Consider the following 15,663-nt stretch of genomic DNA (forward strand, 5'->3'; position numbering starts at 1 on the left):
CGCTCGTGAATGTATCACAATATTTCAACTGAATTAACTTCCACATTTTATGATCGACAGAATCATTGATTTTTCAATCAATAATAAATTTATTATTGGTCTCTTTACTTTGGTACTCCTTGCTGCCGGGATTAATAGTATGACCAAAGTTCCCATAGATGCCGTGCCGGATATTACCAACAACCAGGTGCAAATTATCACACAATCTCCCAATTTGGGGACAGAGGATATTGAGCAGTTCGTTACCTATCCGGTAGAAATAGCTATGAGCAATCTGCCCGATGTCAAAGAAATTCGTTCCGTTTCAAGATTTGGCCTGTCCGTGGTAACCGTGGTTTTTGACGATGATTTGGGAACCTATTTGCCGCGTCAGCTGGTTTCAGAGAAACTGACAGAAGTGCGTGAGCAGATTCCCGAAGAACTGGGTCAACCCTCTTTGGGGCCTATCTCAACAGGCTTGGGCGAAGTATATCAATATACCCTGAAAGTCGAACCTGAGTTTCAGAACAAATATTCCTTGTCCGATTTGCGCACGATGCAGGATTGGATCGTCCAAAGACAAATGGCAATGGTACCTGGGGTTGTTGAAATCAATGCCATTGGCGGAAAAATAAAACAATATGAGGTAGCCGTTGACCCCAATGAGCTAAAGGCTATCGGTCTTACGATCACGGATGTTTTCGAAGCCTTGGAAGCGAACAATAAAAATACGGGCGGTGCCTACATAGAAAAAAACCGCCAAGCCAACTTCATCCGTGGCGAAGGCTTGGTACGAAGCCTTGATGACATCAAAAAAATCATTATCAAAAATGAAAACGGGGTGCCTATTACCGTAAACGATGTTGCCGATGTACGCTTTGGTTCTGCCGTACGCTATGGGGCATTGACACAGGATGGCGAAGGCGAGGTCGTTGGTGGACTGGTAATGATGCTTAAAGGTGCAAACTCTAACGAGGTCATTGTTCGTGTAAAAGCTAGGATGACCGAAATCCAGAAATCACTTCCGGAAGGGGTGGTCATTCAGCCTTTGTTGGATAGAAGTAGGCTCATAAGCGAGACCACCGGAACAGTACGCAATAATCTGTTGGAAGGTGCACTCATCGTAATTTTCGTGCTGGTTTTCTTGTTAGGAAACTGGCGAGGTGGATTTATAGTAGCTTCCACCATTCCACTATCCTTATTGTTCGCCTTTATATTGATGAACGTTTTTGACGTATGGGCAAACCTGATGAGTCTGGGGGCTATCGACTTTGGTATCATCGTAGATGGAGCGGTCATTATCGTGGAAGCAAGCGTATTCCTTTTGAGTAGTTACGTTATTAAAAAGAAAGCTTTAGATAAGGAAAAGCGTGATGATATTGCCGCAAATGCCTCAAAAAAAATGATGAACGCTGCCTTCTTCGGACAATTGATAATTCTTATAGTATTCCTACCCATTTTAGCATTGGAAGGTGTTGAAGGAAAGATGTTCCGGCCAATGGCACTTACATTCATCTTTGCGATGATAGGGGCAATGTTTTTATGCCTGACCTATGTGCCAATGATGTCCGCCCTTTTTCTGAAGCCACCAAAAAACGAAAAAAAATCGTGGGGCGACCGTTTTGTTTTTTGGGTACAACGCAACTATGAACCCTTATTGACAAGCGCGTTGAAGAAAGGAAAATGGGTCGTAGGCATTGCAGTTGCCATTTTTGCCGTGGCAATCTTCACGTTTATGAAGATGGGCGGTGAATTCATTCCACAATTGGATGAGGGCGATATTGCCTTTCACGCTATTCTTAAACCCGGTAGTTCCCTCAGCGAGACGATCGCGACCACTACCAAAATAGAGCGCATCGTAAAAGCCGAATTTCCCGAAGTGGAAAAAATTGTAAGCCGTATCGGTGTCGCCGAAGTTCCTACCGACCCGATGCCGATGGACTTCGCCGATGTATTCGTCATACTTAAACCACAGGATGAATGGGTGTCCGCTGAATCAAAAGACGAACTTATCGATAAGATGAAGGATGCCATAAGTATATTGCCCGGTATCAATTATGAGTTTACCCAACCCATCGAAATGCGTTTCAATGAGCTGTTGGAAGGCATCCGTGAGGATGTGGCCATTAAAATTTATGGCGAGGATATCGATGTACTTGCAGCCAAAGCGGACGAGATTACCAAAATCATCGCAGGTACCGAAGGTATAGGTGATATGAGGGCGGAAGCCACTTCGGGCTTACCACAGATGACGATAAAGTACAATCGCGATAAACTGGCACAATACGGCGTGAGCATCGACCAACTCAATACGATGGTGCAATCGGCCTTTGCAGGCGGGTATGCCGGGGTCATTTTTGAAGGAGAGAAGCGTTTCGATTTGGTGGTCAGGCTAAATGAGCAGAATCGCACCAATATTAACGATATCCGAAATCTATTCATCAACTTACCAAACAGCTCCCAAATTCCGCTTCAAGAACTGGCAACCATCGAGTACACGCCCGGTCCAATGCAGATAAGCCGAGACAATACCAATCGAAGAACCTATGTAGGCGTGAATGTACGCGGGCGCGATGTGGAATCTTTGGTCAATGAGATTAGGGACAAACTGGATGCAAATCTGGATTTGCCCCCTGGTTATTTTATCCGCTATGGGGGCGCATTCGAGAATTTGGAAAGGGCAAGCGACCGATTGCAGACCGTTGTTCCAGTTGCGTTGTTGCTCATATTCATCCTGATTTACTTTGCCCTAAAATCCTTTCCGCAGACCTTGATGATTTATCTGGCCATTCCGATGGCCACCATAGGTGGCGTGTTTGCACTATGGCTCAGGGATATGCCCTTTAGCATTTCCGCTGGGGTAGGCTTTATCGTATTGTTCGGTGTTGCCGTACTGAACGGTTTGGTAATGATCAGCGGTCTGAATGAACTGAAGGAAGAAGGCGTGACCAACTTGAAAGACCGTATCGTGGAAGGAACAAAACGTAGGATACGCCCTATTATGCTTACGGCCTTTACCGATATTTTAGGTTTCCTTCCGATGGCCATTTCTGCATCCGCAGGGGCTGAAGTACAACGACCTTTGGCCACCGTGGTCATCGGTGGATTGATAACTTCCACGCTCTTAACCCTCTTTGTACTTCCCATCTTTTATCGATGGGTCGAGAAACGTTCGGAACGTAAGACGAAAATCAATCCTAAATTCGTAACCGCAACGGCAATGGTGTGCTTGCTGTTTACTTCGACTATCGTAAAAGCGCAAGAAATACAATCGCAAGATTCCCCACCAATTATATCATTGGAAAAAGCAGTGGAAATTTCCAAGGAAAATTATCCGCTATTGAAAACAACACAGTTGGAAATCCAAAAGCAGAACGCACTTAAAACCACAGCATATGATTTAGGGAACACACAGGTTTTCACGGGCGGCGAAGAAGTCAGCGACAGTCAGGGAATTTACACTGTGGTGGGCATGGGTCAGCAGAATATCAATCTGTTCGGCATCGGTGCAAAGAAGCGTTTGCAGAAACAGCGCATCGCCTTGGCGGAAACCGCTCTTGACCTAACCGGACTGCAAGTGGAACAAGAAGTCAAAAAGGCGTGGTCACAAGCGTATCAACAACGACGGAAATTTGAACTGTACCGCGAGTTGGATTCCATCTATTCGCAGTTTGAAAAAGCCATCGAATTGAATTATGAGGTCGAGGCCATTTCACGATTGGAATATTCATCGGCGACCAATCAGGCCTTGCAAATCAACAATAAATTGCAACAGGCCGAAAGCGACTATGCCATTGCACTTCAAAAGCTCAATCTTTGGTTGGTTTCGGATACACTTTACACCGTTCCCGCCACACTTGAAGAAAGTGAAGTGGCTGTATTGGGAATACCCGCAAGTATAGAAAACCATCCCGAACTGGAACTTTCGCAAAAGCGAATCGATGAAGCCGAAGCCAACTATAAAGCAGCCCGTTCCGATTTGTTGCCCAACCTCAACCTTCAGGGCGGATTGCAACAAGTAAACGGAAGCAGCGGGTTCTATACCTATCAGGCGGGAATATCCCTTCCCCTGTTCTCAGGCACCGAACGTGGTCAGGCCAAGGCCGCTAAAATCGACGGCGAAATTGCCAAGACCAACGCAGAATTTGTAAAACGGCAATTACAATCGGAATATCGGCAGGCCATACAAGCCCATCAAAAGTGGGAAGCATCTTGGCAATTTTACAAGAATAAAGCATTGCCGCTTGCCAAAGAGCAACGCGAAGGCGCATTGCTGGCCTATGAGGAAGGTGCCGTGGATTACGCAGCTTTTACGCAAATCATCAGGGATGCCATACAGACCGAAATGGACGCATTGGATGCACTCGACAATTATTTAAAATCAGTTTTCGAACTACAATATTTCAAGCAATAAAATGAAGGATCTATCAAAATTTACAGCTATTGGTCTGTTGATGACGCTTATGGCGTTGACCGCCTGTGGCGATGCCAAAAAGGAAAGCACTGAGAATAACAAATTCAATCCGGAAATGGAAAAAGAAAATTCCGAAGGCGAAGCCAAGGAAGTACTACTCACAGCCAAACAGTTCGATGCCCTTCAAATGGTAATAGACACCCTACAGATGCGGAATATGAGCGGGTATGTGGAAGCCAATGGTCAGTTGGAAGTACCACCACAGAACGAGGCTGCCATCACAACGGTTGTGGGTGCTAATGTAGTGTCCATCGAGGTCAATGAGGGCGATAAGGTCAACAAAGGGCAGACGGTGGCTTACCTTTCGCATCCCAACATCATCCAAAAACAGACGGATTACCTAAATGCCTACAGTAACAACCAGTTTCTTAAAAAGGAATATGAACGGCAACAAACGCTGTACGATGCAGGGGTCGGCAGCGGTGCCAATTTTCAGAAGGCGGAAGCAGAATATCAGGCATCCCGCAGTATGGCAAGCGGTCTTGAAGCGCAACTGCAACAGTTGAACATCAGTGCATCTGGTGTAAGAAACGGAACAATTTATCAGCGAGTGGCACTCAGAAGCCCCATTGAAGGGTTTGTTGAAAAGGTAGCAATCAAAACAGGCCAGTATATAGAACCCCAGACCGACCTAATGGAAATCGTGGACACACACCACGTACACGCCGACCTGATGGTTTTTGAAAAGGATGTGCACAAGGTCAAGGAAGGGCAGAAAGTCATTTTCAATGTCCAATCCATTCCCGGTAAAGAACTTACTGCGGAAATCTATTCCGTAGGAAAGACTTTTGAACAGAATCCGAAAGCGATTCACGTCCATGCAGAAATCGAGAACAAAGAAGGCAACCTGATACCGGGAATGTACATTCAAGGGCGCATCCAAACGGACAACACCAAAACATTAGCCCTTCCCGAAAGTGCAATAGCTGCCGACGGCAATAGGTTTTTTGTTTTTTCAGCTGAAAAGGAAAACGATAATTGGGCGTTTACGCCCATTGAAATTACAAAGGGTACCCAAGATGGGAAATGGATTGCAGTAAACTTTTTATCAAAAGTTGTACCGAATGTCAAATTTGCGTTTAATAATGCATATTACTTAATGGCAGAGCTGAAAAAAGGGGAATCCGAAGAAGGACATTGATAAACACTACTATAAAATGAAAGAAATAGAACAAAGACTTACCGAAAATGGCGTTCGTCCTACTGCAATGCGAATATTGATTTATAAGTATTTAGCAGAAAAAGAAGCAGCGACATCGTTAACGCATATTGAGACCGCTTTCGCGAAAGCTGACAGGACAACCTTATACCGTACCCTTAAAACCTTTGAGGATAAAGGCGTAGTACATCAAATAGACGACGGCACTGGAATACAGAAATACGCTTTGTGCGAAACTGGATGTAATTGCGAACTCGAACAGGATTTACACTTACATTTTCATTGTAACAATTGTAACGAAACCATTTGTCTGACCGAGCACAAAATCCCACATATTAATCTGCCGGATGGCTATGTGGCTGAAGATGCCAATCTAGTTTTAAAGGGGATTTGTGAAAAGTGTAGCGGCAAATAAATGCACTTCTGTTGCACACTTGTTTTAGCCATCTTACACAGAGTATGAAAAAGAAAAAAGTAAACTTACGGGATTTGAACCCGAAAGAACATCAAGGTGAGCACAGTCACGATGATGGCCATAACCATAGCAGTCCCGAAGAAGCATCTAATTTTAAGACCTACCTGCCCGCCATTTTCAGTTTTGTAATGCTGATTACCGGTATAGCCATTGATTATTTTGATGCGTTTCCATTCTTCAAGGGCTCGGTGCGGATTATTTGGTACACCGTGGCTTACATTCCTGTTGGGTTTCCTGTCATTAAGGAAGGTTGGAATAGCATTAGATATGGTGATTTTTTTACGGAATTTTTCTTGATGTCCATTGCCACCTTGGGGGCATTTGCCATAGGCGAATATCCCGAGGGTGTCGCCGTGATGCTCTTCTATGCTGTAGGCGAACTGTTCCAGAATGCTGCCGTCAATCGTGCGAAGGGAAACATCAAGGCACTTTTAGATGCCCGACCTGATGAAGCTTTGGTTTTTCGAAATGGGGATTTTGTTTCAGTCAATCCAGAAACCGTTGAGATTGGTGAAAAAATTCAGGTACGTGTGGGCGAAAAATTGCCCTTGGATGGCATTTTGCTGTCTGAAAAAGCATCGCTTAATACAGCGGCCATTACCGGTGAAAGCAAGCCAGACACCATCGCCAAGAGCGAAAAAGTGTATGCAGGAAGCATCAACTTGGATGGGGTCATCGAGGTAAAGACTATCAAGGAATTTAAGGACAGCTCCATTGCCCGGATTTTGGATATGGTGCAGAACGCCACCGCACGAAAATCGAAGACGGAACTGTTCATCAGAAAGTTCGCAATGATTTACACGCCCATCGTGGTCTTTTTAGCCATCTGCCTGACCTTTTTGCCTTATTTCTTTGTTGATGATTACGACTTTAGGGATTGGTTATATCGTGCCTTGATATTTCTGGTAATTTCCTGTCCTTGTGCCTTGGTCATATCTATTCCCTTGGGGTATTTCGGCGGTCTCGGTGCAGCATCCCGGAACGGGATACTCTTCAAAGGGGCATCCTTTCTCGATGCGATGACCAAGGTGAATACCGTGGTAATGGACAAAACGGGTACCGTTACCAAAGGGGTTTTCAAGATTAAGGAAGTGGTAAACGAATCCAATTTCTCGGAAGCGGAATTTATGCAATACCTAATGGCAATGGAAGAACAATCCACCCATCCCATCGCAAAGGCAATTCTGGAATATAAGGCCGATGGTGCAGATTTCGTAGCAAATGAAGTTTCCGAAGTTGCAGGAAAAGGACTAAAAGGATTAGTCAATGGGAAGAAAGTATTGGTGGGCAATAAAGCTTTGATGGTTTCTAACAGCATCGAAGTTACATCTGAGACCGATACCATAGTCGAATCCATAGTAATGGTAGCCATCGATAAAAAGTTTGCCGGATATGTGACGATTGCCGATGAACTGAAGGAAGATGCCCACCAAGCCATCGAACAGATACGAGAGGCTGGTATTTCCAAAATCATAATGCTCTCCGGTGATAAGGATTCCATCACTCAACAGGTTTCCGAAGAATTGAATATCGATTGGGCGAAAGGTGGTTTGCTACCAGAAGATAAACTGACCGAGGTTGAAGAACTGAAAAAACAATCTGATACGACTGTAGCATTTATGGGCGATGGCATCAATGATGCACCCGTACTTGCCGCCAGTGATGTGGGCATTGCAATGGGCGGTTTGGGTAGTGATGTTGCCATTGAAACCGCCGATGTCATCATTCAGACCGACCAACCGAGCAAGATTTCAAAGGCAGTCAAAATTGGTCGTTCTACTCGTAGGATAGTCTGGCAAAATATCGGCTTGGCATTTGGGGTGAAAGTTATCGTTCTAATACTCGGTGCCGGTGGATTGGCAACAATGTGGGAAGCGGTATTCGCCGATGTAGGGGTCGCACTATTGGCCATATTAAATGCGATAAGGCTTCAAAGAATGCAATGGCAATAAAAGGATTGCTGACATGAATTTAGGCTATCCGAAGAATAGGCAGCTTGTCGATCGCCTCATCCTGTAAACGCTGTACGTAGTTTAAATACTTCAATGTACTTTGCGTAGAACTATGCCCCATAGCATCGGCCACCGTTTTCAGATTCGCTCCATGAATCAGAAGTTGGCAGGCAAAGGTGTGCCGGGCACAATAGAAGGTAATGTGTTTATTGATCCCTGCCCGTTTTACCCAGTATTCAATGGCTTTATTAACCCCGTTGTTACTCAACTTTTGCAATTGAAAAACAATTTCATTTCGGCCTTTGGGTTCACCTAAAATGGCTTGGGCGGTTGGGTTCAGGCGGTTATTGACCAATTCCCCGGTTTTGTTTCGGTAGGTAATCAGGCGGCCTTTATTGATATTCGACCATTTCAGGAGCTTAATTTCAGCAAGACCTAGTGAGGTATAACAGGCAAAAAGGAAGGCCCGTTTCACTTCCGGGTTTCCGCAGAAGGTGTTGGCCAATTGTTGCAATTCTTCTGAGTCCAGTACTTGTTTGCGGATAGTATCGTCTTTATTCGGGTTAGTGAAGCGAATATCAGCCGTGGGCATGTCTCGTAAATAGCCCTTGATTTTAGCAGCTTTTAATACTTTCTTGAAACGTGTATAGTAATTATGTGCGGTTTCGCCGGTAAGCCCGGATTCATGGATTAAATAATCTTTAAAAGCTTCCATGACCTTTGGGTTAATCTGTGAAAAGGTCAATCTGGAATTCCCCATTGCCAATTTGAATTTTTGAACGGCATTTTGTACAATCCGAACATCCTTAAAAGGGTAGTTGCTGAGATAGTTCTCGGCAAAGACAAAAAAGTTCATGTTCGTTAGGTGGGCAGGTATATGACCGGTTGCATTGGATAAAAGTTCCAATTCCCGATTGGCCCGCATGCGTTCGGCAATTCGTTTTTTCTCGGTCCGGTCTGGATCTTTTGGAGAAAGCCGTATCTTTAAGAATTCCCTCCAACGATCGCCCTGGTGGTGAATGTCTAAATAGAGACTTCTATCTCCCGATTTCAGTTTTCGACTTCTTAATTGTACGGCCATTTTCAGGTGACGGAAAAGTGACGGTTTTGACTTAAAAATAGGAAAAAGAAAGAAAGCACCTCAAAATTTTAACATTTTAAATACCTGATAATAAGTCAAATAGACACAAATCGAATCAAATAAAATTATTTCCTAAATCCCACCCGAGGTACGAATAAGCCGAAAAAAGGTGGAAGCGAAGCGAGTTTCAAAAAATGAAGCTCGCTTCAATTTTTTGAAGGAGCTTTTAGCTTCCTTTTTCGGCTTTCAAAGCGAGCTCGAAGGGAAGCTTGCCGCGAGGCAAGCAATCCCACCCGAGAGCGAGGATTGTTGACTTCCCATAGACTGAATGCAGCGAAATGCTTCCTTATTTCGGCTTTAAAAGCGAGCTCGAAGGGAAGCTTGCCCCCAGGCAAGCAATCCCACCCGAGAGCGAGGTTTGTTGACTTCCCATAGACTGAATGCAGCGAAATGCTTCCTTATTTCGGCTTTAAAGCGAGCTCGAAGGGAAGCTTGCCCCCAGGCAAGCAATCCCACTTGAAATTACACCCTCCGGTACACCTCCTCAAAAGGAACCCGGAATCGCGATCCGTAAACCCCTTCCGGCTTGCGGATGCCACAGCCGATAACCATGGTAATTTCTGCACCTGAAGGCAGCCCCAGGGCTTTTCTGACCCGAAGGCTGTCGTGCCCTTCCATGGGGCAGGTGTCGTACCCGATGGCCGCCATGGATAGCATGAAATTCTCTGCTGCCAGGGCCGCGCTTTTGTGAGCGACGATGCGCATGTCCGATGCTCTCACCTGCCGGTACATGGGCCGGAACAGGCCGGCTATACTAAAACCAATGTATTTAACCATGCCCAGGATGCCCAGAAAATCCGTGTAAAGCGTAGGCATAATCCTGGTGTAGTAGGAGAGCACAAACTTTTCCCGCTGGGTATATTCGTTCATTGGTTTTTTCCCGAACCCTTTTTGGAGGAATTCCAGGTTAGCCTTAACGCGGGAGCGCCACTTGTCCTTGCGCGCCACTACAACAACCAACTGCCGGGCAGTTCGGGCGGCGGGCTGGTCCATGCAGGCATGTACAATTTTAGACTTTACGGCCGGGTCTGTCACCTGGTAAAATTCCCAGAGCTGGAGGTTGGAACTGGTCGGGGCCAGAACGGCATTCTCAATACAGGCCCTCACTTTTTCGGGGTCGATGGGTTCTTCCTGGTAGATCCTTACAGAACGTCTGTATTGAATGGCTTCGGTTACGGTCTTTTCCATAGCGAGGCAGGGATATTGGAAATAAGTAGATTTCAGGCGTAGTTCAAAGGTAAGACTTCTGCGAGCATTGTGGGAGTTTATCTGTCTAAAATTCAGTAAGATTGCAGGGTATGATGGTTCAAAGCAGCATGTTGGAAACCAAAGAAATCCGCTGGTTTTTCACGGAGTACCCTCCGGGCGTGTCTGCCTGGTTTTCCGCCCTGGACCCACAGGCTGTGAAACAGGAAGACCGCACGGATATATATTGGGTAACCGGGTGTGAAACAGTAGGGGTTAAGCTCAGGCAGGGCCGGCTGGAAGTAAAAGCCCGGACCTTTGGTCCTGCCGATTACCTTCCCGGAGGAGGTGTGGCTTGCCGCCTGGAGGGCTGGGCAAAACAGGTTTTTGAATTGGCACCCGGTCAGGTCATGGATACCCTTAGCTCCCACCTCTTACATGTGCGAAAGCAACGGCAGGCAACAATCCTGACGTGGCCGGGCCCCAGATTCCATCTGCCAGTACCTGCCGCACCCCGTGGGTGCCAGATAGAGTTTACCCGCGTACTCATCGGTTCGAATACCTGGTACACCCTGGGCCTGGAATGGGGATCGGAGCCGTCTTGCGAACCTTCGGAGTCTTTTTTAAGCGCACTGCCCTCTCCACATTTGCTTACCCTTGAAAATGCCATGGGGTATCCGGAATTCCTTTTTCGGCATTACCCACCTGTTACGCACCAGGGGTAATCCAGGGTTTTACCCCCCTCGCATGATGTGTCCGACCAGCGGTTCAGTGCTTCAGCCAGGAGGCATTCGGAAGTTGTTTATCGATGATTTAAGGCCTTTATCGCATGGATGCGGTTTGTCGATGGCTCTATTAAATACAGGGCTTGATCGATGAACGGCACTGCTGTTGCTTTTGGTCGGGGCATCTGGTGCGGTAATCGAAGTATGCAACGGTGTTGCTGGTAGGGGAGGTACTTTTACCCCGAACGTAAAACGAAACCCGTGAATACACTTCTACTCATTAAAGAAATTTATCTCAATGGCTTCCGCAACCTGGGTCATTTCCTGGTAAAGCGGTATTTCAAAATTTTTGCCTGGTTCAGCTTTGCGATGTTCCTGGTGGTGCTCTACGCCTTCACCTACAGGCTGGCTACTGGGTTCCCTTTCGACTAGGAATACCAATTGCACCCTTTCCCAAACGATTATAATACATGAGAAAGGCCTTTATGAGATTTATGGAAAAGTACCTCAGCCGGTTGGAGATCATTCTGATCATCGCCATATCGGCATATATGATAGGGATGGGGATTATTCTCTTTATGTACTTTTTATAAAAGCCCGTTTCGGGCTTTTTTTATGCCTTGATTTTAGGGGAGCGCATAGGGGCCCACCCACCCACCCGGCTTCAAGATACCCCCCAGCCCTGCACCTTCATTGCATTCGAAAAATCCTGCCCTTGTGGCGGATCCCAGTTGCAGAATTCTCATTTCATTTAAACTTTTTGTAAAAACTATTCAGGAATAATCCGTCTGAAGTTGTTTAATCTTCGAAACACTTCAGAAAATGGAATCTCCCGAGAACAGCGACTGCCGCAATTCCCCAAATTACTTTTCAAGTCTTGCAGCGCGCTTCGGGATGTTGCCAATCCTGGCTGTTCTGCTGATTGGCCCATCTTTGGTTTTTGGTCAGGCGGAAGAATCCGACCCTGAAATGACATGGGCCACTTTTGGAATCAACAAAAGGATTTCTGAGGATTGGCGGTTTTCATATTCCCAGCTGAATTCCTATAGCATCACCGAGTCACGCCTGAATTTTGTCCAGTCTAACCTGACTTTTAATTACCGGATTAACGGCCGTTGGCAAGCACAGGTTTCTTACGTCCCTACCTTTTCGATAGACGATGACCCCCAAAATCAGTTGGTTTTTCACAGGCTCAGGGGCGGGATCAGGTATTACACCCCATTGGGGAGGTATTTCAGAATGTACCATGCCCTAAATGCCGAGCACCATTTCACCCAGCGCTCCAAGTTTAGCCAGAGGTATTTCTATCGGCTGAACTTCTATTACCGAAACCGGGATTGGCCCTGGAGGCTTCGTCCTTTCATAGACCAGCGCCTGTTTTGGTATCAGGGTGGGCGGGACTTGCAGTATTATGACACCCTGGGCAACCGGACCGAAAGGGTTCCGCCCAATGGGTTGCACGCCTATCGACTCCAGGTTGGTTTTAAAATCTACCCGGCCAAAAGATTCAACCTGACATTTTTTTTCATGAAGCAAAAGGAATTCAACACCTCGTTGTTTGGCAGCCGAGATATCAACAGCATAAACCCCAATAGCGGTTCCCTGCGCCGTTCGTTTTACGATTTTTCGGTCTTTGGGGTATCCGCAGCATATAGAATTTAACATCAAACCCCTTGAATTATGGAAAACATTAAAAAAAGTGCCATTTCAAAAGGCATAGACTGCAGCCGAATAGATACCACCCTGGTCCACGATTATGTGCCCAAGCTTGGCGACATGGCCGTTTTTGAGGTGCTGGAACTGGGAAAACACAAGACAATCCAATCCGGCAATGGCAGGCATATCTATATTTTCCCCGGAGACCGAATTTTAATGGCTTTTGGAAACCGTTACGCCACCAACCAGTTTGAGGGTTATGTCCCGAAAACTGCGGGAACCTTCTTCCAGATTATAGGGCAGGGCGGTGTAGTTGGTGTTCTTAAGAGCATGCATTCCAGATATGAGGATATCGGAGCTACCCAGGTACGCCTTTTGGGATACGCCGTGGATGCTGAAGGCAGGGTGCAGAACTCGAGATATAAGTTGCGCAGTCGGAAGCCCTTTAAAGAATCCGAACTACCACAATTGCCAATATATCTGTCACTGGGGGCAAGCATGGACAGTGGAAAGACAACCACAGCGGCTTTTTTCTGCAGGAGTCTGAAACTGGAGGGGAAACGGGTGGCTTATATAAAATTAACCGGGACTGTGCATTCCAAAGACCGTTGCCTGGTTAAGGATTGTGGTGCAGCCATTTCGGTAGACTTTTCCCTTTGTGGCTACCCAGCCACCTATCTCTGCAGCACTTCGGAAATCCTGGACATCTATGCAACGCTCCTGCACGAGGTTATGCAGGCTTCCCCGGATGCTGTAGTTGTGGAAATTGCGGATGGTCTGGTGCAGAAGGAGACGCATGCCCTGCTGAATCACAGGGGTTTTATGAACTCTGTCAGCGGTGTGGTCCTTTCATGCCCGGACAGTCTTTCGGTTAAGGGCGGGCTGCAGTCGCTGCATGAAGCGAGCATTACTCCCATGTTCCTCAGCGGGCTTTTTACGGCCAGCCCCCTGATGGCAGACGAGGTTCGCAGCCTTACGCCAATCCCGGTATTCGGAATTGAGGATTTTACCGAAAACCACGCCATGGTAATGGCGCAGACCAGCAACTTCCTTACCACTAAATCCATTGCCATTTGAAAGCGGGGTATTCCAAATATATCCTGGGCTTTGTCGCAGAGCGTTGGGGGAGGAGTATCCTTATCTTTTTCCTGGGTTTTCTGAGCCAGTTTCTGACGATCCTCATTCCGGTGAGTCTGGGCAAGTATTATGAGCTTGCATTCGACCTGCATTCCCAACGACTGCATTTCCTCACCGTCATACCAGACGGATTGTGGAATACCATACCCCGCTATCTCGGGTTCCTGGTTGTCCTGATATCCATCCGGTTTGTTGCCCATGCCGCCTACCAATACGTATTGAGGATGGAAGCAGAGGAGCTGGTAAAGTCATTGAAGGACAGGTTGTTTACCAGGCAGGTACACATAAGGCCGGAGGTCTACAGGAACCTGGGGACCGGAAAATTCCTCTTGCGTTACAGTGGCGATATCCGGTCGGTAAAGAACCTGTATCTGAAGGGGGGGATTCCTTTGCTGATCAACATTCTGGTAATGGGCTGTGCCATTGCCTGGATGTTTGCCCTTAGCCCCCTAGGGTTTACCGTACTGCTCGCAGGGGGCTTGGTGTCACTCGGGGTGCTGTACCTTCTGAACCGCAAGATAGAGGCCTATTCCCTGGAATACCGGAACCTCAATTCCGGCCAGCTTTCCTATGTAAGCCGGGTTTTAAGGGCAATTACCGATGTAGCCACCAGAAACCAACAGCCTGTAGCCATAAAGCGATATGGGAAAAGGACGGAAAAAATACGGGCCGTGGCTACTCTTTTGGGCTATTGGAAATCCCTGAACTCTGGTTTTATTTCTTTCGCGCAATACAGTGTCCTCACAGGTGTCTTACTGGCATTTTACACCTTGGGAGTTCAGGGTATGGGGTCTGCCAACCTGATCAGCTTTGTCCTTCTCTTTATTACTGTAAGGCCCGTTTTGAGGACACTCATGCGCTGGCCTACAGTCTTGAAAATGGGACGTATCTCCCTTGGGAAACTCGAACGGGTCTTTGAACTGGAAATGGAAGAACTTGATAAGGGCAAGGTACTCCGGGTGCGAAACCCCCGTCTTTCTATAGAGGGTTTTGCCGTTGGCGGTGGTTTGGAATTCACTTTCCGCACCCGCAAGAGGGCGTATAATGCCATTTTCCTTCCCACCTATACCAGTAGCCTCTCACTGGTCCGTGCCCTGCTTCGTCTGGACGACACCTATGGTGGCGCCCTTATGCTTAACGGGCGGGACATTCGGGAATACTCCCCCCGTTCACTCCGCGATACTATTGGCGTGGCTAGCGGAGATCACCCCCTTACCGGGCGTACCGTTTATGAGGCAGTAGTGGTTTCCCGTTCCCCCAGGAGCCGGGAATTAGCCGAAAGGGCTATTCAACAGGTAAAGCAGTGCTATCTTTTGCCTGAAGGCTTTGGTTTGGACAGCAGGATCGGGGAAAACGGGGCACTTCTTACCCCCTTGGAAAAGGAAGCGGTTTCCCTGGCTCGCGGTATTTGTGAAATGCGTCCGATATTGGTGTTCCAGGGCTTTCGCTACCTGGATCCTGAGTCCCTGATTCAGCAGGGGCGACTTAGCGAAAAAGCATTGGTTTTGCATTTTCAGGATGTTTCATCTCCGGTTTTATGGCAGGCAGATCCGGCGCCTGGGGACATGGCCCTGGAAGCAGTTGGCTAAGCAGGATGTACATGTAGGGTGTATCTTTGTGGATGCTTTATTTGGGCATTTGATGGTATGTGCGTTTGGGCTATAGGGCCCCACCCACCCACCCGGCTTCAAGATACCCCCCAGCCCTGCACCTTCCTTTCAGCGCCCCCTTCTTCCTAACGGCTACTACCTCTTTTCTATCCTGATTACCCCCTTTTATC

The 15,663-nt window shown here is 47.0% G+C and carries 12 protein-coding genes; 10 read left to right on the plus strand and 2 right to left on the minus strand.

Going from position 1 to position 15,663, the window contains the following annotated elements; all coding sequences use genetic code 11:
• Positions 1 to 49: 49 nt before the first annotated feature.
• Genes CA832_RS04295 through CA832_RS04310 form a run of 4 tightly spaced genes read left to right on the plus strand, consistent with a single transcriptional unit; the run spans position 50 to position 8,039 of the window.
• Positions 50 to 4,393, plus strand: coding sequence for a CusA/CzcA family heavy metal efflux RND transporter (locus CA832_RS04295; protein WP_088340308.1), 4,344 nt, complete (start codon positions 50 to 52; stop codon positions 4,391 to 4,393).
• Between the two features lies 1 nt (position 4,394).
• Entirely contained in the window at positions 4,395 to 5,594 is a 1,200-nt protein-coding gene (locus tag CA832_RS04300) for an efflux RND transporter periplasmic adaptor subunit (RefSeq protein ID WP_088340309.1), read from the plus strand.
• A gap of 16 nt (positions 5,595 to 5,610) precedes the next feature.
• On the plus strand, positions 5,611 to 6,027 hold the full coding sequence (locus CA832_RS04305; protein WP_088340310.1) for a Fur family transcriptional regulator: 417 nt from the start codon (positions 5,611 to 5,613) through the stop codon (positions 6,025 to 6,027).
• Between the two features lie 44 nt (positions 6,028 to 6,071).
• Complete coding sequence (locus CA832_RS04310) at positions 6,072 to 8,039, plus strand: heavy metal translocating P-type ATPase (RefSeq protein WP_088340311.1); 1,968 nt, start codon at positions 6,072 to 6,074, stop codon at positions 8,037 to 8,039.
• A gap of 19 nt (positions 8,040 to 8,058) precedes the next feature.
• Here CA832_RS04310 and CA832_RS04315 read toward each other — a convergent pair whose 3' ends face one another.
• A complete protein-coding gene (locus tag CA832_RS04315) occupies positions 8,059 to 9,120 on the minus strand; it encodes a site-specific integrase (protein WP_088340312.1) in 1,062 nt (353 codons plus the stop codon).
• Between the two features lie 522 nt (positions 9,121 to 9,642).
• Positions 9,643 to 10,368 (minus strand): nitroreductase family protein, encoded by a 726-nt coding sequence (locus CA832_RS04320; RefSeq protein ID WP_088340313.1) that lies wholly within the window; start codon positions 10,366 to 10,368, stop codon positions 9,643 to 9,645.
• Positions 10,369 to 10,478: 110 nt separating this feature from the next.
• On the opposite strand from CA832_RS04320, the gene CA832_RS04325 reads away from it, so the two are divergent.
• The 6 genes from CA832_RS04325 (at position 10,479) to CA832_RS04340 (ending at position 15,472) form a co-directional block, all read left to right on the plus strand.
• Positions 10,479 to 11,090, plus strand: coding sequence for a hypothetical protein (locus CA832_RS04325; protein ID WP_088340314.1), 612 nt, complete (start codon positions 10,479 to 10,481; stop codon positions 11,088 to 11,090).
• Positions 11,091 to 11,351: 261 nt separating this feature from the next.
• Positions 11,352 to 11,522 carry a DUF6747 family protein gene (locus tag CA832_RS15105; protein ID WP_198944438.1) on the plus strand — a complete coding sequence of 57 codons (171 nt, stop codon included), beginning with the start codon at positions 11,352 to 11,354 and terminating at the stop codon, positions 11,520 to 11,522.
• A gap of 38 nt (positions 11,523 to 11,560) precedes the next feature.
• Positions 11,561 to 11,683 carry a hypothetical protein gene (locus tag CA832_RS15255; RefSeq protein WP_262502079.1) on the plus strand — a complete coding sequence of 41 codons (123 nt, stop codon included), beginning with the start codon at positions 11,561 to 11,563 and terminating at the stop codon, positions 11,681 to 11,683.
• A 229-nt stretch (positions 11,684 to 11,912) separates the two neighbouring features.
• Positions 11,913 to 12,752 carry a porin family protein gene (locus tag CA832_RS04330; RefSeq protein WP_143542330.1) on the plus strand — a complete coding sequence of 280 codons (840 nt, stop codon included), beginning with the start codon at positions 11,913 to 11,915 and terminating at the stop codon, positions 12,750 to 12,752.
• An 18-nt stretch (positions 12,753 to 12,770) separates the two neighbouring features.
• Positions 12,771 to 13,823: a P-loop NTPase family protein gene (locus tag CA832_RS04335; RefSeq protein WP_088340316.1), complete on the plus strand. Its 1,053-nt coding sequence runs from the start codon at positions 12,771 to 12,773 to the stop codon at positions 13,821 to 13,823.
• Complete coding sequence (locus tag CA832_RS04340; protein WP_158211879.1) at positions 13,820 to 15,472, plus strand: ABC transporter transmembrane domain-containing protein; 1,653 nt, start codon at positions 13,820 to 13,822, stop codon at positions 15,470 to 15,472. Before CA832_RS04335 ends, CA832_RS04340 begins: the two co-directional genes overlap by 4 nt.
• Positions 15,473 to 15,663: the final 191 nt, after the last annotated feature.

The organism is Robiginitalea sediminis (genome assembly GCF_002198115.1).
In the GTDB taxonomy this organism is placed as follows: domain Bacteria; phylum Bacteroidota; class Bacteroidia; order Flavobacteriales; family Flavobacteriaceae; genus Robiginitalea; species Robiginitalea sediminis.